Below are 16,507 nucleotides of genomic sequence, written 5' to 3'. Positions count from 1 at the left end.
CGATGGGGATCGCGTCAGGCAAGGGGAAGGGTGATGAGAAGTCCAGCATGGCATCGCGCCGTGGCGATGCTGGTGGTGCTGTTCGGGTTGGCCAGCTTCAGGGCTGAAGCCAGCATGCGCGAGGTCGAGCCGGGAAGCGACCCCGCGCTGAAGGCGGGTGAGGGCCTGGTGCTGATGGCGGTGGACACGTCGGTGAACGTGGCCATGGTGCGGATGAATCGCGATGGCAAGCTGTTCGGTTCGGGCGTGATGCGCGACCTGAAGGAGGGCCACAACTTCCGTCTTTATGCCGTATCGGCAGGTACCTACGAGTGGCGTGAACTGCAACTGGTCTTCGGCTACCGCTACACCTTGTCCGACGACGAGGATTTCCGCTTCACGGTCGAACCGGGCCGTATCACCTATCCGGGCGACCTTCTGTTCCGTCCGAGCAGTTTCTGGCGCGCCCGTTTCGCGTCCACCAACCGGTCGCTGGCGGCCATCGACTGGATGCAGAAGACCCATCCGGCCATCTACGCAAAGTATCCGCTGGCCTTCTCGGGGCGTTATCCGGATCCCTTCCCCGCGTTCTACAAGCCGTTGCGTGCAGCCGCCAAGGAGGACCCAAGCACGCTGCCAGACCTGCGCGAACCGGCGCTCGCCTATGTGCTTCCGCTACAGCCTGCCACCCTGTTCAAGCCCGAGCGGATCGTACAGGCCAGCCTCAATCCTGCGGGCACCCTGCTCGCACTGCAAGTCCGCAACGGCAAAGACGACTGGGGTGTGGATCTGGTCGACCTGCAGGGCCGGCAGGCGTCGCTGATGGCCAAGAGCGCGGTGAAGTTCGACTCGGTGGAATGGGCGGGCGACGATCTGTTGCTGTTGACCGTGGACCCGCCGCACGGCCAGCCGATGGTGATCGCCATCCGCATGGAAACCGATGCCTCAGGCGCGCGGCGTTATACCCGGATCAACCTGCCCAAGGGCGGCTGGGTGGTCGACACGTTGCCGCGCGAGCCGGACCACATCCTGTTCGCCAGCATGGGGCGCCAGAGCGGATTGATGGTGCACCGGCTGGACATCAGCAGCCAGAAGGCCGTGGACGAAGCCAAGCCCCAGTACCGGGACCGCCTCAACAAGGGCGTCAAGGACGACGTGTGGTGGATGGCCGACGGCAACGGCGTGCTCAGGTTGGCGGTCGCCCGCCGCGGCGAGGACCACGTGCTGGTGTTGCAGGAGAACCAGGTGTTCCGCGACGTCATGAAACTCGGCGGCGAGACCGATCTGGATCCGGTCGGGCTGTCGCTGGACGTTCGCACGCTGTACGCGCTGACCGATGCGGGACGCGGGCAGCGTGACCTGGTCGAGTACGACCTGGGGCGGAATGCTGTCGGACGCACCTTGTTCTCGCGTCCGGGCGTCGACGTCGAGCATGTCCTGTTCGATGCGCAGCGTGCGCCCATCGGCGTGCAGTTCTACGAGGGTGGATTGCTGGTCAGCGAATACTTCCAACCCGAAGACGCGCGGCTGGGGACGCTGCTGGCCAAGGCGTTCCCCGGCAAGATGGTTCAGATAGCCGACCGCAGTCGCGACGGGCGCCATATCGTGCTCGATGTGGATGCCGCCGACCAGCCGTCGCAGCTCTACCACCTCGATACGGTGAAGGGAACCGCGGAACTGCTGGACGATGCGGCGCCATGGCTGGCAGCGGTGCGCTTCGTGCCTGCCCAGGTGCTCAGCTTCAAGGGCAAGGATGGCCTGCCGCTGGAGGCCTTTCTGACCTTGCCGCCGGGCGCGGGCAAGCGTCCGCTGGTGGTGTTCCCGCATGGTGGCCCCATCGGCGTGGCCGACCACCTGCACTTCGACCGCGAGGTGCAGTTCGTCGCGTCATTGGGATACGCGGTGTTGCAGGTCAACTTCCGCGGGTCGGATGGCTACGGCCGCGCCTTCCGCGAGGCCGCCTACGGCGCGTTCGGAACGCGCATCGAGGACGATATCGACGCCGCCATCCGCGCGGCGCTGGCGCGCCACCCGCTGGATGGCGACCGCATGTGCATGCTGGGCGCGAGCTACGGTGGCTACTCCGGACTGGTGGCCGCGGTGCGCTGGCCGGAGCGTTTCCGTTGCGTGGTGTCCATCGCCGGTCCCAGCGACCAGGCCTTGCTGTTCACGTCCAGCGACCTGGGCCGGACGGATGCGTCCCGAGCTACGTTGGAAAAATATCTGGGCGATCCGGCCAAGGTGCTGGACGAGATGCAGCGGCAGTCGCCGCTCTACCAGTACGCCAGCATCCGCGCGCCGGTCCTGTTGATACACGGACTGGAAGACGAGCGCGTGGACTACGAACACAGCCGTCGCATGGCGCGCATGCTGACCCTGGCGGGTCAGCGTCCGGTGGGGTTGGCCTTCGAGGACGAGGGACACAGTTTCACCTCGCAGGAGAATCGCGAGAAGACGTGGAGCGCGGTGGCGGGATTCCTGCGCCAGCACCTCGGGGGCGATGCGTCCGTACCTGCCTCCGCTACGAGGTCGGCGGCTGCTCCGGAGACCGTGGCGTTGCCCTGATTCAGTGTGCCAGCCGGCTCAGGGCGTCGAGCTTGGCGTGATAGAGCCGGCGGTTGTCGCCTTCGCTGAGGCGTTCGGCCCGCGCCAGCGCCTTGCCCGCGCGGCGGTGGTCGCCCATTAGGGAGTACACGCGGGCCAGGCCGAAGTGGAAGCGGTGTTCGTCCGGGAACAGCGTGATGGCCCGGCGGTAGTCGTCGACCGCGCGTTCCAGGTCGCCCTCGCGCTCGTGCCTGGTCCCTTGCAGGAAATGGTGGAACGGGTCCTTGGCCTGCACACGCTGCAGGCGGGCCTGCAGTTGCCGGGCCGCCTCCACGTTGCCGGTGCGCTGGTAATGCGCCGAGAGGTTGGAGAGCGCGCCCGGGCTGGAGGGGTCGAGTCGCAGCGCGTGCAGGTAGTGCGCCTGTGCCTGCGCGCCGTCGCCGTTGCGCAGATGCAGTACGCCGGTGTTGCTCCAGGTCACCGCGTACGCGGGGTCGAGCCGTTTCGCCACCTCGGCGTAGCGCAGGGCGTCGTCCAGCCGGCCGGCTTCGAGCAGGTCGGCGGCGCGGTTGTTGTAGTAGTGCACCAACAGGCGCGCGTCGCTGATCTGGCGCGGGGGCTTGCGGGCGATCACCTGGTCCCAGGCCACGTCCACCGACAACTGGCGACCGCCGCGAAGGCGCACGCCGGCGTTGACGTGATGGGTGCGGTAGAGGGTGTCTTCTGCCTGGCGCCAGGCCAGGGTGTCGTCGATCTGCTGACCGTAGGCCTGCAGGCCGGCTTCTCGCGCCAGGGCGATCGCCAACAGGGTGAAGCTGAGGCAGTTCGCCTTGCGCGTGGCGTAGGCCTCGGCGACGGTGTGGTTGGCGGCGATGTCGTAGCCCATGCCCAGGTCGTCGGGCGAGAACAGGAAATCGACCATCCGCCGCAGGCGCTGTTCGGGCGCGCGCGTGGTGGACAGCACGCGCGCATGGAACTGCTGCCGCAGCGGCTCGGGCAGGGCCATGATCTCGGCGGGTGAGGGTGGTTCGGCGGTGGGAACGGGGGGCGCCACGACGGCGGGCGCCAGTGCGGCCACGGCCAGCGTGGCGGCCAACAGGGAGGCGATCATCGTACGGCCCTCGTCGAGGAGAACGATGGCTGCAGTCTATGCGCTGTGGCGATGCAGCATGGGCGTCCACGGCGTTAGGATGTGCGCATGGACGCTGCCGCCCATCTGATCGCCTGTCCGCACTGCGCGGCGATGAACCGTGTGCCGCTGGAGCGGCTGGCCGAGGCACCGCAGTGCGGGCGCTGCCACCAAGCGCTGTTCACCGGCTCGCCGCTGGCGCTGGGCGAGGCGGATTTCGACCGGCATGCGCTGCGCGGCACGCTGCCGCTGCTGGTCGACTTCTGGGCGCCTTGGTGCGGGCCGTGCCTGCAGATGGCCCCCCATTTCGAGCGCGCGGCGGGGCTGCTGGAACCGGCCCTGCGGCTGGCCAAGGTGGACACCGATGCCAGCCCCGGCCTGAGCAACCGGTTCGGCATCCGCAGCATCCCCACGCTGGTGCTGCTGCAGGGCGGGCGCGAGATCGCACGGCAGAGCGGGGCGATGCAGGCGGAGGGGATTGTGCGGTGGGTGAGGGGGCAGGTGGGTGCCTGATACGCGCGAATGTTCGTTCGGACTGGAGAACGAACGTGTCAGTCTGAGGTTGCTCGACGCGCGGGATCGCGAGCTGTACGTGGCGGTCTATACCGATTCCGTGATGATGGCGCAGGTAGGTACGCCCCTTGACGAGGAGGCCGCGCGCGTCGCGTTCGACCGCACATGCAGGGCGAACCGCGAGACGGCATTGCGTCACCGGTGCTGGGTCATCACGGCCACTCCGGAGGAGGCGGTCGCCGGTCTGCTGGGACTGGGCAGGAGGGCGGACGTTGTCGAGATCGGCGGGATGATCCTGCCGGAGTGGCAGGGTCGCGGCATTTCGGGGCATGCCTTCCCGCTAGGCATGCAGGTGGCGTTCTCCGACCCCACTGTTGCGCACATGATGATCCGTTACCGCTCCACGAACACATTCGCGGCCGGCTTGATGTACAAGATCGGATTCAACAAGATCGCCGACGCTCATCCGGAGGACGGCCTGGAGCGCTGGTGGCTGACGCGCGAAGAATGGATGCGGTGGCGGGCGCGGTCGTCGCGTCCGTCCCCGTGCTTCACCGGGGAGAATGCATGAAAGAGGGAAGCCTGGCCTGCGTGGGCCTGGGGATGACACTGGGGGCGCACTTGGCGCCACGGGCGCGCAACTACATCGACAAGGCCGATGTCGTTTTCTTGTCCGTTTCAGACCCTGTGGTCGAACTGTGGGTGCAGGAGATGCATGCCGATGTCCGTAGCCTGCAGCCTTTCTACGCCGAGGGTAAGGCGAGAACGGAGACGTACCGACAGATGATCGACGCGATGATGGCGGAAGTGCGCGCGGGGCGGCAGGTCTGTGGCGCGTTCTATGGCCATCCGGGCGTCTTCGCACAGGTTCCGCACCGGGCCATCGCGCAGGCGCGCGCGGAAGGGTTCGATGCAGTGATGGAGGCCGCGGTGTCGGCGGAGGATTGTCTGTATGCGGACTTGGGGATAGATCCCGGCAACGTGGGTTGTCAGCACTACGAGGCAAGCCAGTTCATGCTTTACCAGCGCGTGTTCGATCCCACTGCGTATCTTGTGCTGTGGCAGATTGGTGTCGTTGGCGACCGCAGCGTGTCCAGAACCTCTACCGGGGCGCCCCATCGCGCATTGCTGCTCGAACTGCTGACGCCGTCCTACGGACGGTCCCACGAAGTCATCGCCTATGAAGCGGCGACGCTGCCGATATCGTCGCCGAGAGCCGACCGCATGCCATTGGAAGCGCTTTTGTCGGCCTATCTCACGCCCGCAACGACCCTGGTCATTCCGCCCGTGGGCCCGATGCGCCCTAATCACGCCATGCGCGACCGGCTGAAGCTGCTGGAAGCTGGATAGGCCACTCGGAGGCTCGATTTGTCCCATCCTCGCCAGGACTTGGGTAGAGGTGGCCGCCAAAAGAGGCTATCTTCGGCATCCGGGCGGGCCTGTGAGTTGGCCGTCGTCCCGGCAGGCGGCCTGTGCCGGCGGGGAACCGGTCATCGGTTTATCGGCGCGGCCGTGGAAAATCAACAGCCTTTTGGGGGAGACTACCTGTGTCGGTCGTAATTGGAATGCTTGAGAAGATGGGGAGCTCGGCGTCGTTTGGCCGGGTACCGCTGGAGTTGCTGGATACTGCTGAAGGGGATTCGCTCGCGCCAGCCGAACGCCTTGCATTGCGGGGTCGGGACCCGATCGCACTTAACAGGCTGCTGGACGGGCGCTCCACCATGTTCTGCATGATCGCCACGCCGGATGGCGCGGAAGAGCGCAATGTTCCGGACGAGGCCGAGGAAGTGCCGGACGATCAGGAGCGCGAGGAAGATTGAGTCGAAGGACGGCCGGGTGTCGCCCGGCCGTCCTAGCCAGGGAGTCTGACGATGGACGCACGAGGGTTCCGGTACGGATTGCTGGGGTGCTTGCTCGGGTTGCTCAGCGCACCCGGACTTGCCGCGCCATCATTTGACGCGATGTTGAAGCAGGCGGATGAAGTCAGGACGGGCGACCCAACCACGTTCTACAGATTGTTGTCGCAACTCGAGCACCAGCAGGAGAGCGCGACCAAGGAGCAGCGCGACAAGCTGCGCCTGATGCGGTCGCATGGCTTCCTGATGAAAGGCCAGTCGGAGCTGGCAATCAAGGAATTGCAGGAGCTCCAAACCGGCAGTGAGGACGTCAATCTCCGCTTTCGAGCCGGAGCCATGCTGGCCAATACGTACGCCGTGACCCGCCGGTTCGAGCAGGGCCTCAGTGCGCTCAACGAGGCGCTGCCTCTGGCGTCCAAGGTCACCGACCGGGACAGTCGTCACCATGGTCTGATGGCGGCCGGGATTCTGTACAACCAGGTCGGCGAATACAGCCTGGGCCGTGACTATGCCCAACAAGTGTTGGAGGACGATCCGAAAGGGCGCAGCAAGTGCCTCGCGGGCAATCTGGTCGTCGAGTCGCTTCTGGGCCTGCATCTGCCGGTGCAGGAAGAGGCGATATTCTCCGCCATTCAGGCGTGCGAGCAACAGGACGAAGCGCTGCTGGCAGGATTTTCGCGTACCTATCTCGCGCGCAAGTGGGTGGCGGATGGCAAGCTGAAGAATGCAATCGACGTGCTCGAAAGGCATCTCTCCGATGTCGAAGCTACGAAGTACCCGAGGCTGATCGGCGAGTACCACTCCATGCTGGCCGACTACCGTATGAAGCTGGGTCAGATCGGCGCCGCGGAGAAGCACGCGAATACCGCCGTCGCGCAGGGCACGGCGATCAGCGGATCCTTGCCGCTGGTGGTGGCTCATCGGGTCCTGTACGAGATCGCGAGCAGGCGCGGCGATCCGGCAATGGCGCTCGAGCAGTACAAGAAGTACGCGAATGCCGACAAGGCGTATCTCAACGAGATCAAGACGCGCGAGCTGGCTTACCAGCTGGTGCGCCAGCAGATCCTGCAGAAGAACCAGCAGATCAGTGCACTGGACCAGAAGAACCAGGTGCTCCAGCTGCAGCGCAAGGTCGACCAGACCGCAGCGCAGAACACCCGCCTGATCGTCATCCTGCTGATCCTGCTGATCGCCTCCATCGGCTACTGGGCCTTCAAGATCAAGCGCGTTCAGTTGTCGCTGAAGAAGATGGCCGAGACCGATGCGCTGACCGGCATCTGCAACCGCCACCACTTCACCATCCGCGCCGAGCGTGCGCTGGCCGAGTGCGCCCGCAACGGCGAACAGGCTTCGCTGATCATGTTCGACCTGGACCACTTCAAGAACATCAACGACCGCTTCGGCCACGGGGTCGGGGACTGGGCGTTGAAGGAAGTGGCCGAAGCCAGCAAGGGCTTCTGCCGGCGCATCGACGTGCTGGGTCGCCTGGGCGGCGAAGAGTTTGCCATCCTCATGTACGGCTGCGACCTGCGCGCCGCCGCCCGCGTGGCCGAGGACTGCCGCGTGCGCCTGGCGCAGATCGAAACCCGCGAGACCGGCCATGTCTTCGCCATCACCGGCAGCTTCGGCGTGACCTCCAGCCAGCATTCGGGCTACAGCCTGGCCAAGCTGCTCTCGCACGCCGACAAGCAGCTCTACCGGGCCAAGCACGCCGGCCGCAACCGCGTCTGCGTGTACGACACCGAACAGGAAAACGCACGCGCCGCCAGCAACGTGCTGGAAATGCCGCAGCGCGACCGCGCCGAGCACCTCGGCGCCTGAAGCGTCGCCTCAGGGCATGTCGGCGAGCGGCTGCAGCGCCTCGTCGATCGCCAGCTGGTTGCGGCCCCGGCTCTTGGCCTGGTACAGCGCGCGGTCGGCCGCCTCCAGCCACGCACGCAACCCGTCGGCCGATCCCGTCGCTTTCGCCAGTCCCAGGCTGACCGTCGGGTGCAGACCCGGCGCGCTGTCCAGGGCCAACGCCTGCACCCCCTCGCGGATGCGTTGCGCCACGATGCCCGCCGCCTCCACATCGGTGCCGCGCAGCAGTACCGCGAACTCGTCCCCGCCCAGCCGGCCTGCCGCATCCTGGCCGCGGATGCTGTGGCGGATCACCTCCGCCGTCGCCCGCAATACGTCGTCGCCGGCGGCGTGGCCGTGGCGGTCGTTGATCGCCTTGAAGTGGTCGATGTCGATCATCAGCAGCGTGGCCGGCTCGCCGGTCGCTTCGCACTGTTCCAGCAGCAGGGTCGCCTGCTCCTGCCAGTGGCGACGGCTGTCCAGCGCGGTCAGCGTGTCGCGCCGGGTCAGTTCGTCGAGCTGCCGGTTCTGCCGCTTCACCTTGCGCACCAGCCGGTAGCTGGCCTGGCTCACGGCGATCGAATGGATCATCAGCATGGGCAGGCAGGCCACCATCACCGCCATGCTCGTCATCGGCTGCATCTCGAAGCCGGTCGACACGCCGACCGCCAGCGCGCCCGCCGCCATCAGCGGCAGCGACCAGTACCACAGCCGGTCGATGCCCGTGCTGATCTTGTCGACCGTGGTCAGCGTCACCAGCATGACGCTGGGCAGCAGGTTGAAGGCCATCAGCGGCACCCACATGCCGGCGAGGATCGAATCGACCAGCAGGTTGCGGATCTCGCCGCGGAACGGCTCCGGATGGCGCAGCGCCAGCCACAGCGCGAGCTGCGGCCACAGCACCGTGGTGAAGAACAGGAACACCCAATGACCTGCGCCGGCCTGGTTCTCCAACAACACCATGCCGGTCGGCAGCGCCGCCAGGCCCATGCCGAGCGTGCGCAGGCGATGGATCCGGCGCGGCAGGCGTTGGGTATGGCGCTCCGGATCGGTGCCGGGCGGTGCGGAGAACGGCATTGGCGCTGGAGTCCCTTTGCTCGTGGCGGCCACCCCCGGGCGGCGGGGGAAGACGGAGTGTAGGTCAAAGCGTGATGGCGGGCACGCTGCGGAGTGATGCCACCACAGCGGCCGCCGGCACGGATTCTTGAGCGTCTGGCCGATAATCCGGACTCCTGCCTGCGGCGAGCCTGCATGTCCGAGCCCCCATCCAACACCGGCGCCCACGCCCGCACCGCACCGCTTCGCCTGGCGGCGCTGACGGCGATGGCGGGCGCGGTGGGGTTCCTGGTCGTGGCGGGTGCGTTGCAGGGCATCCGCAGCGATCTCGCATGGCAGCGGGCCACGCTGAGCCAGTACCTGCTGGGGCCGTGGGGGCTGCTGCTGCGCGTCACCTACTGCCTGCTGTCGGTGGCCATCGTGGCGCTCGCGCTGGGGCTGTACGCACAGCTGTCGGCGAAGGCGCGCAGCGCGGCGCCGCTGCTGCTGTTCTGTCTCGGCGCTCTGGCGCTGGCTGGCGTGGCGATCGGGGATTCATGGCTGCCGCAGCGCGCGCCCGACTTCCACCACTGGTTCCACCATGCCTGTGCGATCACCGCGTTCCTGTGCGTGACCACCGGCATGCTGCTGCAGGCCTGGCGGTTCCGCCTGGATGCGGCGTGGCGGCGCCATTTCCCGCTGGCGGCGGCGTGGTCGGTCGCGTGCTATGCGTTGCTCTGGCTGCATGCCCTGTGGCCGCCCGCAGGACAGGGCTGGGTGCAGAAGCTGCTGATCGCGCTGATCGTCGTTGCCCTGTGGCTGGGCGGTCGGTGGTTGTGGCGCGCCACCACCGGTGCGGCGGCCGGGCCGCAACGCTAAGCTGGCGGTTCCACAAGGGAGGAAACCCCATGATCCAGCGCTTCGACGTAGGCCCGCGGCTGTCCGAGATGGCCATCCACAATGGCGTGGTGTACCTGGCCGGCCAGATAGCCGAGGACGCCACCCAGGGCATCGCCGGACAGACGCAGCAGGTGCTGGCCGAGATCGACGCACTGCTGGCGCGCGCGGGCACCGACAAGTCGAAGATCCTGCGTGCCGAGATCTTCCTCAAGGATCTGCAGGATTTCGAGGCGATGAACCGGGTGTGGGACGCGTGGGTGCCAGAGGACAACGCACCGCCGCGTGCGACCGTGCAGGCCAACCTGGCGCGGCCTGCGTGGCTGATCGAGATCGTGGTGATCGCGGCGGTCTGACCCGTGGCGGCGCGCACGCCCGGTCCCTGGCAACGCCCGGCGCCGAAGCGTCGCGGTGGCGCGGCCACGCTGACGCCGGCACAGGTGGAAGAGGCGCGGGCCCGCGCTGCCGCGGCGGGCCGGCGCTATCCCAACCTGGTGGACAACATGTACGTCGCGGCGAAGGCGAAACGCGCCTCGGGGCAAGGGCCGGCCGGCGCCGACGATGCAGAGTGAGCGTGCATACCGCGTGAGTACCAGCATGCACATCGCGTCGTAAGACGTTGTCATAAAACTGCTGTCAAACGCTAACCGCGCCTCAACAATCCGTCGCGTATCGTGCGCCCACGTTCCGCAGCCGCTGCGGCACGCGCTCCCCACGGTGCGTGCCGCAGCCCCTGCGGACGACCACTCAGGCGCTGCGTTGCGCCAGCCAGTCGACCACGCCCCTCGCGGCATGGCGGCCGCTGGCGAAGCAGGCCGTCAGCAGGTAGCCGCCGGTGGGTGCCTCCCAGTCGAGCATCTCGCCGGCGGCGAACACGCCGGGCAGGGTGCGCAGCATCAGTTGCCGATCCAGTGCCTCCAGCCGAATCCCGCCGGCGCTGCTGATCGCCTCGGCGATCGGGCGCGTGCGCTTCAGGCGGAACGGGAAACGCTTCAAGGTCCGCGCGATGCGCACGGGATCCGAGAGCGCCGCCTTGTCCAGGACTTCATACAGCAGCGCTGCGCGCACGCCGGCGATGCCCGCCTCGCGACGCAGGTGTTCGCTGAGGCTGCGCGAGCCGCGCGGTTTGGCCAGGCGGCGGGCGAGTTCCGCTTCCTCGCGACCCGGCAGCAGGTCCAGCACCAGCGTGGCATGGCCATCGCGCGCGATGGCGTCGCGCAGCATCGGCGACAGGGCGTAGACCAGGCTGCCCTCGATACCGGTGGCGGTGACGACGCATTCGCCCTGGCGCTGCTGCGCCTCACCGTCGGCGTCCTGCCAGTGCGCGACCACCGGCTTCAGCGGCTCGCCGGCGAAGCGGGTGGCCAGGTGCTCGCTCCAGCCGATGTCGAAGCCGCAGTTCGACGGCTGCAGTGGCGCGATGGCGACGCCCTTGGCCTCCAGCGCCTCCAGCCACGCGCCGTCGGAGCCCAACTGTGGCCAGCTGCCGCCGCCCATCGCCAATACGGTGGCATCGGCCTGCACGGCAATCTCGCCGTCGGGCGTCGCGAAGCGCAGCGTGCCCGCGTCGTTCCAGCCCAGCCAGCGGTGCTGCACATGGAAGCGCACGCCCCGTTCGCGCAACCGCCGCACCCAGCCGCGCAGCAGCGGCGCGGCTTTCAGGTCGGACGGAAAGACGCGGCCCGAGGTGCCGACGAAGGTCTCCACGCCCAGGCCGCGCGCCCACACGCGCAACGCATCGGCGTCGAAACCACGCAGCCACGCCGCGACCTCCTGCGTGCGCTCGGCGTAGCGGGTGACGAAGACATCGAAAGGATCGGAATGGGTCAGGTTCATGCCGCCCTTGCCGGCGATCAGGAACTTGCGGCCGATCGACCCCTTGGCGTCGTACAGATCGACCTGCAGGCCGGCAGCCCGCAGCGTTTCGGCGGCCATCAGGCCGGCAGGACCGCCCCCGATGACGGCGATGGTGGGCGTGGACGGGGACTGTTCGGGGCGTTGCGCAGGCATCCGCATAGTATGCCGTGACCGTCTGTCGCTTCCGGCAGGCGCGGCGCGCGCACCGCATGGGGTATCGTCGCGCAGGCCTCCAGACACGGGATACACGATGCGCTCCACGCTGCCGGCGACCCTGGGTCGCACCCTCTGGCTGCTCTGTCTGCTCGGCCCCGGCGTGGCGGCGAGCGAGGCCGCACCGCCGCCCGCGCTGCAGGACCTCGATGCCTATGTTGAATCCGTCCGCGAGGCCTTCGACGTGCCCGGCATCGCAGTGGCCGTGGTCAAGGACGGCCAAGTGGTGCTGGCGAAAGGGTGGGGCGAGCGCGAGATGGGCAAGCCGGCGCGGGTCGATGCGCACACCATGTTCGCCATCGCCTCCAACACCAAGGCGTTCACCGCCGCTTCGCTGTCGATGCTGGCAGACGAGGGCAAACTGAAACTCGAGGACCGCGTCATCGACCACCTGCCGTGGTTCCGCATGGCCGACCCGTACGTCACCCGCGAGATGCGTGTCCGCGACCTGCTGGTCCACCGCAGCGGGTTGGGCCTGGGCGCGGGCGACCTGCTGTTCTGGCCGACCACCACCTACAGCAACCGCGAGGTCGCCGAGCGGCTGCGCGACGTGCCGCTGACCGGTGGCTTCCGCGAGCGCTATGCGTACGACAACATCCTCTACGGGGTGGCGCAGCTGGTCATCGAACAGGCGAGTGGGCAACCGTACGAACAGTTCCTGCGCACGCGCTTCTTCCAGCCGCTGGGCATGCGCGAGACGCGCTACAACAGCGATGCGTTGAAGGCCGGCGACAACGTCGCCAGCGGGCACGCCAAGGCCGACTTCACCACCCTGCAACCTGCGCCGCGGATGACCTGGCGCAATGTCGCCGGTGCAGGCGGTCTCTATTCCAGTGTCACCGACATGGCGAAGTGGATGAACGCGCAGCTCGCCGGTGGCACGTACCGCGATACCAAGGGCCGCGAGCAGACCTTGTTCACGCCGGCGCGGCAGCAGGCGATGTGGTCGCTGGTCACGCCCATCCCGATCGCCGAGCCGAAGGTCGAAGCCCTGAAGGCGGCCAAGCCCAACTTCCTCGGCTACGGCGAAGGCTGGATGGTCTCGGACTTCCAGGGCCGCAAGCTGGTCTGGCACACCGGCGGTTGGCCCGGCATGGTCTCGCGCGTGACCCTGGTACCCGAGCAGAAGCTGGGCATCGTGGTGCTGACCAACCAGGAAGTGGGCGCGGCGTTCAACGCGATCACGCTGAAGGTGCTGGATGCCTACCTCGCCAACAGCGGCACCGACTGGCTGGCCGCCTACCGGGCGCAGGTGGCGCAGGCGCAGGACAACGCCGCCGAACACTGGCAGAAGCTGCTGGCGGCGCGCGACACCGACGCGACGCCCTCGCTGCCGCTGGCGAAGTACGCCGGCACGCTGCGCGATCCGTGGTACGGCGACGTGACGGTGACGCAGGAAGGCGAAGGCCTGGTGCTGCGTTTCAGCCGCACGCCGGAACTGGTGGGCGACCTGCAGCCGTGGCAGCACGATACGTTCGTGGTGCGCTGGCGCGAGCGCTGGCTCAACGCCGACGCGTTCCTGACCTATTCGCTGGAGCCGGACGGCGGCATCCGCGAAGCGCGCATGGAAGCGATCTCGCCACTGACCGACTTCAGCTTCGACTTCCACGACCTGCGGCTGGCGCCGGTGGAGTAGCGGGCAGCCGGGATTGCAGGGGGGGGATGTGGGAGCGACGTCAGTCGCGATGGACGCATCTCCGGGCGGAGGACCTCCGGCGCCCGTTTCCGCGTCGGGTCAGTCTTTCCTCACTTGCCAGAAGCTCGCGACTTACGTCGCTCCCTCAACGGCCTTCGGTTTTGCGGCAATCGCCGCCACGCTCGCAGGGCCCTGACGTCGCTCGGTAAGCCCGGATGGAGGCCATCTCGCCGCTGACCGACCTCAGCTTCAACTTCCACGACCTGCGGCTGTCGCCGATGGAGTTGGGCGGCGTTTCTGTAGGAGCGACGTCAGTCGCGACCGCACGGCGTGATCACCGCGGAGCAAACCCCTGCGCGATGTGTGAGGTTTACCGGATTTTCTTTCTCGCGGTCGCGACTGACGTCGCTCCTACAGACAGCACAGCCTCACTTGTGCGGCTTGACGTCGATCAGTTCCACGTCGAACACCAGCGAAGCGCCCGGCGGAATGACGCCGCCGGCGCCCTTGCTGCCGTAACCCAGGTCGGCCGGGATCTTCAGCGTGCGCTTGCCGCCGACCTTCATGCCGGCCACGCCTTCGTCCCAGCCGCGGATCACCTGGCCGGCGCCGAGCAGGAAGATGAACGGCGTGCCGCGGTCGAGCGAGCTGTCGAACTTCATGCCGCGCTGCTGGGGCGCGTTCTCGTCGTACAGCCAGCCGGTGTAGTGCACGCTGACATCGCTGCCGGGGGTGGCCACGGCGCCGGTGCCGGCGGCGGTGTCGATACGTTCGAGTTCGGCGACGCTGCCGCCCGGGGGTGGGCTGGAGGGAGCGCAGGCGGCGAGCAGGGTCAGCGAGACGGCGAGCAGCAGGGTACGCATCGGCGATGTCATCCGGGGATCGGGAGGCGCGCAGGGTACCCCATCCCGTCGTCGCGGCAGGCGGCGGGTACACTGCACGCATGGCGAAACTGTTCCTCAACCTGCGCAACGTGCCCGCCGACGAAGCCGACGAGGTGCGCGACCTGCTGCGCGCGAACGCGATCGACTTCTACGAGACCCAACCCAGCCCGTGGGGCATTTCCGCAGGCGGGCTGTGGATCGAAGACGCGGACCAGCTCGCGCGTGCCAGGCGGCTGATGGCGGACTACCAGTCGGCGCGCCGCGATCGCGCCCGCGCGCAGCGGGCCGCGGACCAACGGGAAGGCCGTGCCGAGACCTTCATGGGACAGCTGCAGGCGCGTCCCGAGTACGTCGTCGGCATGCTGGCGGCGATGGCCGCGATCATCGTGCTGACCCTCGCGCTGCCCTGGATGCTGCTCTGATCGCCAGACGGGGTGCGGTCGGGGGCTGTCGTAGTCGCGCGGCCTGCGGATCAGAACAGCGCGTGCAGCGCGTCCAGCATGGTGCTCCAGCCCTGCTGCGTGCGGTCGGCATAGTCCGCCCACGCGCGCGGCAGCGCATGCGTCAGGCGCAACGCGCAGCCATCGGGTGTCGGCGTGATCACGATGTCGACGCGGCTGCCGTCCTGGTCGGCCTCGCCAGCGATGGTCCAGGTGAAGGACAGCCGGCGCGGACGCTCGATGACGAGGTACTCGCCGACATGGTCGATGCGCTCGCCGTCGCGCTCGACCAGCATCGAGAAGCGGCCGCCGACGCGCGCGTCCACGTCCAGCCGCAGCAGTTTTTCCTCGCGGATGCCGGGTCCCATCATCCACTGGCCCAGCAGGCGCGGCGTCAGCCAGGCATCGAAGACGCGCTCGGCCGGCACGGCGAACGTACGGTGCACGGTGACATCGACGGTGTCGAAGGCGGGAGGGGTCGTCATGGTGGTTTCCTCGTGGTGGAGGCGGGGGAATCGGTGTCGGCCTGCAGCACCGCATCCAGGGCGTCGAGCCGGGCGGTCCAGAACTGCGCGTACTGCCGCAGCCACGCTTCGCCTTCGGCCAGCGCCTGCGGCTGCAGGTGGCAGAGGTGCGTGCGGCCGCGGATCTGCCGCGTGACCAGTCCGGCGCGTTCCAGCACCTTGATGTGCTTGGACGCGGCGGCAAGCGAGATCCGGAACGGTGCGGCCAGTTCGCCCACGCTGCGCGGCTGCCCGCCGCCCAGGCTGCGCAGCATGCGGCGGCGCGTACCGTCGGCCAGCGCGTGGAAGATCGCATCGAGGTGCGGCGCATCATGTTCAACCATGTGGTTGAGTATTCCGGCCGTTCCGCTGACTGTCAACCATCCGGTTGAATGAAGGGCGTCGGTCTGACGGACGGTAAAATCGCGCCATGGTCACCAACATCGCCGCCTACCACTTCACCCCGATCGAGGCGCCTGCCGACTTCGCCACCGCGCTGCGTGCCCGTGCCGAGGCGCTGGCCCTGCGCGGATCGGTGCTGGTGGCGGGCGAGGGGCTGAACCTGTTCCTGGCCGGCGGCGCCGAGGCGATCGAGTCCTTCCTGGCGCCCCTGCACGAAGACGCGCGCTTCGCAGGCCTGCGGGTGAAGTACAGCCACAGCGCACGGATCCCGTTCGCCCGGCTCAAGGTCAAGGTGAAGCCGGAAATCATCAGCTTCCGTCGCCCCGGCACCACGCCCGAGGACGCGCGCGCGCCCGTCGTCGAACCCCGCACGCTGGCGCGCTGGCTGCAGCAGGGTCATGACGACGCGGGCCGGCGCGTGGTCATGCTGGATACGCGCAACGCGCAGGAAATCGAATACGGCACCTTCGCCGGCGCGCTGACCCTGCCGATCGACAAGTTCACCGACCTGCCGGCCGCGCTGGAGCCGCACCGCGACGCGCTCACGGACGCCACCGTGGTGAGCTTCTGCACCGGCGGCATCCGCTGCGAGAAGGCCGCGCTGTGGATGCGGGCCGAGGGCATGGACAACGTGCTGCAGCTGGACGACGGCATCCTCGGCTACTTCGAGCAGGTCGGCGGGTTCGGCTTTGACGGTGCCTGCTTCGTGTTCGACGAGCGCGTGGCACTGCGCCCCGACCTGACGCCGCTGGTGGACGAAGCCGCGGACGCCGCATGAGC

General features: G+C 68.0%; 18 protein-coding genes. 12 read left to right on the top strand and 6 right to left on the bottom strand.

The genetic code is table 11. From position 1 onward, the window contains the following. The first annotated feature begins 33 nt into the window (after positions 1-33). A complete protein-coding gene (locus VGN58_RS09565) occupies positions 34-2,544 on the top strand; it encodes a S9 family peptidase (protein WP_327483015.1) in 2,511 nt (836 codons plus the stop codon). 1 nt (position 2,545) lies between these two features. Here the strand turns inward: VGN58_RS09565 and VGN58_RS09560 are convergent, their stop codons facing one another. Next, complete coding sequence (locus VGN58_RS09560) at positions 2,546-3,634, bottom strand: tetratricopeptide repeat protein (RefSeq protein ID WP_327483014.1); 1,089 nt, start codon at positions 3,632-3,634, stop codon at positions 2,546-2,548. An 87-nt stretch (positions 3,635-3,721) separates the two neighbouring features. On the opposite strand from VGN58_RS09560, the gene trxC reads away from it, so the two are divergent. The 5 genes from trxC (at position 3,722) to VGN58_RS09535 (ending at position 7,842) form a co-directional block, all read left to right on the top strand. Continuing rightward, a complete protein-coding gene (gene trxC, locus VGN58_RS09555; RefSeq protein WP_327483013.1) occupies positions 3,722-4,165 on the top strand; it encodes a thioredoxin TrxC in 444 nt (147 codons plus the stop codon). Continuing rightward, on the top strand, positions 4,158-4,736 hold the full coding sequence (locus VGN58_RS09550; RefSeq protein ID WP_327483012.1) for a GNAT family protein: 579 nt from the start codon (positions 4,158-4,160) through the stop codon (positions 4,734-4,736). The genes trxC and VGN58_RS09550 overlap by 8 nt, the downstream gene beginning before the upstream one ends. After that, positions 4,733-5,515: an SAM-dependent methyltransferase gene (locus VGN58_RS09545; protein WP_327483011.1), complete on the top strand. Its 783-nt coding sequence runs from the start codon at positions 4,733-4,735 to the stop codon at positions 5,513-5,515. The genes VGN58_RS09550 and VGN58_RS09545 overlap by 4 nt, the downstream gene beginning before the upstream one ends. Positions 5,516-5,730: 215 nt before the next feature. Continuing rightward, positions 5,731-5,985 carry a hypothetical protein gene (locus VGN58_RS09540; RefSeq protein WP_327483010.1) on the top strand — a complete coding sequence of 85 codons (255 nt, stop codon included), beginning with the start codon at positions 5,731-5,733 and terminating at the stop codon, positions 5,983-5,985. A gap of 90 nt (positions 5,986-6,075) precedes the next feature. After that, the gene (locus tag VGN58_RS09535) at positions 6,076-7,842 is read left to right on the top strand and encodes a GGDEF domain-containing protein (RefSeq protein WP_327483009.1); all 1,767 of its coding nucleotides are present in this window, start codon (positions 6,076-6,078) and stop codon (positions 7,840-7,842) included. Between the two features lie 9 nt (positions 7,843-7,851). Here the strand turns inward: VGN58_RS09535 and VGN58_RS09530 are convergent, their stop codons facing one another. Beyond that, on the bottom strand, positions 7,852-8,937 hold the full coding sequence (locus tag VGN58_RS09530) for a diguanylate cyclase (RefSeq protein ID WP_327483008.1): 1,086 nt from the start codon (positions 8,935-8,937) through the stop codon (positions 7,852-7,854). A gap of 174 nt (positions 8,938-9,111) precedes the next feature. Here VGN58_RS09530 and VGN58_RS09525 point away from each other — a divergent pair, with 174 nt between their 5' ends. From VGN58_RS09525 to VGN58_RS09515, 3 genes are read left to right on the top strand one after another with little or no spacing between them, the layout of a single operon-like run. Next, the gene (locus VGN58_RS09525; RefSeq protein ID WP_327483007.1) at positions 9,112-9,774 is read left to right on the top strand and encodes a DUF998 domain-containing protein; all 663 of its coding nucleotides are present in this window, start codon (positions 9,112-9,114) and stop codon (positions 9,772-9,774) included. Positions 9,775-9,803: 29 nt separating this feature from the next. After that, positions 9,804-10,148 (top strand): RidA family protein, encoded by a 345-nt coding sequence (locus VGN58_RS09520; protein WP_327483006.1) that lies wholly within the window; start codon positions 9,804-9,806, stop codon positions 10,146-10,148. Positions 10,149-10,151: 3 nt separating this feature from the next. Next, positions 10,152-10,364: a hypothetical protein gene (locus VGN58_RS09515; RefSeq protein WP_327483005.1), complete on the top strand. Its 213-nt coding sequence runs from the start codon at positions 10,152-10,154 to the stop codon at positions 10,362-10,364. Between the two features lie 175 nt (positions 10,365-10,539). Here VGN58_RS09515 and VGN58_RS09510 read toward each other — a convergent pair whose 3' ends face one another. Then, positions 10,540-11,802: a TIGR03862 family flavoprotein gene (locus tag VGN58_RS09510; RefSeq protein WP_327483004.1), complete on the bottom strand. Its 1,263-nt coding sequence runs from the start codon at positions 11,800-11,802 to the stop codon at positions 10,540-10,542. 97 nt (positions 11,803-11,899) lie between these two features. On the opposite strand from VGN58_RS09510, the gene VGN58_RS09505 reads away from it, so the two are divergent. Next, positions 11,900-13,498: a serine hydrolase gene (locus VGN58_RS09505; RefSeq protein ID WP_327483003.1), complete on the top strand. Its 1,599-nt coding sequence runs from the start codon at positions 11,900-11,902 to the stop codon at positions 13,496-13,498. A gap of 428 nt (positions 13,499-13,926) precedes the next feature. Here VGN58_RS09505 and VGN58_RS09500 read toward each other — a convergent pair whose 3' ends face one another. Next, on the bottom strand, positions 13,927-14,361 hold the full coding sequence (locus VGN58_RS09500; RefSeq protein ID WP_327483002.1) for an FKBP-type peptidyl-prolyl cis-trans isomerase: 435 nt from the start codon (positions 14,359-14,361) through the stop codon (positions 13,927-13,929). Positions 14,362-14,441: 80 nt separating this feature from the next. On the opposite strand from VGN58_RS09500, the gene VGN58_RS09495 reads away from it, so the two are divergent. After that, a complete protein-coding gene (locus VGN58_RS09495; RefSeq protein ID WP_327483001.1) occupies positions 14,442-14,804 on the top strand; it encodes a DUF6164 family protein in 363 nt (120 codons plus the stop codon). Positions 14,805-14,854: 50 nt separating this feature from the next. On the opposite strand, the gene VGN58_RS09490 is transcribed toward VGN58_RS09495, so the two are convergent. Together VGN58_RS09490 and VGN58_RS09485 are read right to left on the bottom strand one after the other, a co-directional pair. Continuing rightward, positions 14,855-15,307: an SRPBCC family protein gene (locus VGN58_RS09490; protein WP_327483000.1), complete on the bottom strand. Its 453-nt coding sequence runs from the start codon at positions 15,305-15,307 to the stop codon at positions 14,855-14,857. Then, positions 15,304-15,669: a metalloregulator ArsR/SmtB family transcription factor gene (locus VGN58_RS09485; protein WP_327482999.1), complete on the bottom strand. Its 366-nt coding sequence runs from the start codon at positions 15,667-15,669 to the stop codon at positions 15,304-15,306. Before VGN58_RS09485 ends, VGN58_RS09490 begins: the two co-directional genes overlap by 4 nt. Before the next feature lie 86 nt (positions 15,670-15,755). On the opposite strand from VGN58_RS09485, the gene VGN58_RS09480 reads away from it, so the two are divergent. Continuing rightward, positions 15,756-16,505: a sulfurtransferase gene (locus VGN58_RS09480; RefSeq protein ID WP_327482998.1), complete on the top strand. Its 750-nt coding sequence runs from the start codon at positions 15,756-15,758 to the stop codon at positions 16,503-16,505. Positions 16,506-16,507: the final 2 nt, after the last annotated feature.

Origin of the sequence: Pseudoxanthomonas sp. (assembly GCF_035999195.1) — a bacterium.
In the GTDB taxonomy this organism is placed as follows: Bacteria; Pseudomonadota; Gammaproteobacteria; order Xanthomonadales; family Xanthomonadaceae; genus Pseudoxanthomonas_A.
This window is presented reverse-complemented; position numbering and strand designations above follow the sequence as displayed.

Excerpts from the sequence above, each read along its gene's own strand:
- VGN58_RS09565 (WP_327483015.1), top strand. The coding sequence starts at position 34 with ATGAGAAGTCCAGCATGGCATCGCGCCGTGGCGATGCTGGTGGTGCTG.
- VGN58_RS09560 (WP_327483014.1), bottom strand. The coding sequence starts at position 3,634 with ATGATCGCCTCCCTGTTGGCCGCCACGCTGGCCGTGGCCGCACTGGCG.
- trxC (WP_327483013.1), top strand. The coding sequence starts at position 3,722 with ATGGACGCTGCCGCCCATCTGATCGCCTGTCCGCACTGCGCGGCGATG.
- VGN58_RS09545 (WP_327483011.1), top strand. The coding sequence starts at position 4,733 with ATGAAAGAGGGAAGCCTGGCCTGCGTGGGCCTGGGGATGACACTGGGG.
- VGN58_RS09540 (WP_327483010.1), top strand. The coding sequence starts at position 5,731 with ATGCTTGAGAAGATGGGGAGCTCGGCGTCGTTTGGCCGGGTACCGCTG.
- VGN58_RS09530 (WP_327483008.1), bottom strand. The coding sequence starts at position 8,937 with ATGCCGTTCTCCGCACCGCCCGGCACCGATCCGGAGCGCCATACCCAA.
- VGN58_RS09525 (WP_327483007.1), top strand. The coding sequence starts at position 9,112 with ATGTCCGAGCCCCCATCCAACACCGGCGCCCACGCCCGCACCGCACCG.
- VGN58_RS09520 (WP_327483006.1), top strand. The coding sequence starts at position 9,804 with ATGATCCAGCGCTTCGACGTAGGCCCGCGGCTGTCCGAGATGGCCATC.
- VGN58_RS09510 (WP_327483004.1), bottom strand. The coding sequence starts at position 11,802 with ATGCCTGCGCAACGCCCCGAACAGTCCCCGTCCACGCCCACCATCGCC.
- VGN58_RS09505 (WP_327483003.1), top strand. The coding sequence starts at position 11,900 with ATGCGCTCCACGCTGCCGGCGACCCTGGGTCGCACCCTCTGGCTGCTC.
- VGN58_RS09500 (WP_327483002.1), bottom strand. The coding sequence starts at position 14,361 with ATGCGTACCCTGCTGCTCGCCGTCTCGCTGACCCTGCTCGCCGCCTGC.
- VGN58_RS09495 (WP_327483001.1), top strand. The coding sequence starts at position 14,442 with ATGGCGAAACTGTTCCTCAACCTGCGCAACGTGCCCGCCGACGAAGCC.
- VGN58_RS09490 (WP_327483000.1), bottom strand. The coding sequence starts at position 15,307 with ATGACGACCCCTCCCGCCTTCGACACCGTCGATGTCACCGTGCACCGT.
- VGN58_RS09485 (WP_327482999.1), bottom strand. The coding sequence starts at position 15,669 with ATGGTTGAACATGATGCGCCGCACCTCGATGCGATCTTCCACGCGCTG.
- VGN58_RS09480 (WP_327482998.1), top strand. The coding sequence starts at position 15,756 with ATGGTCACCAACATCGCCGCCTACCACTTCACCCCGATCGAGGCGCCT.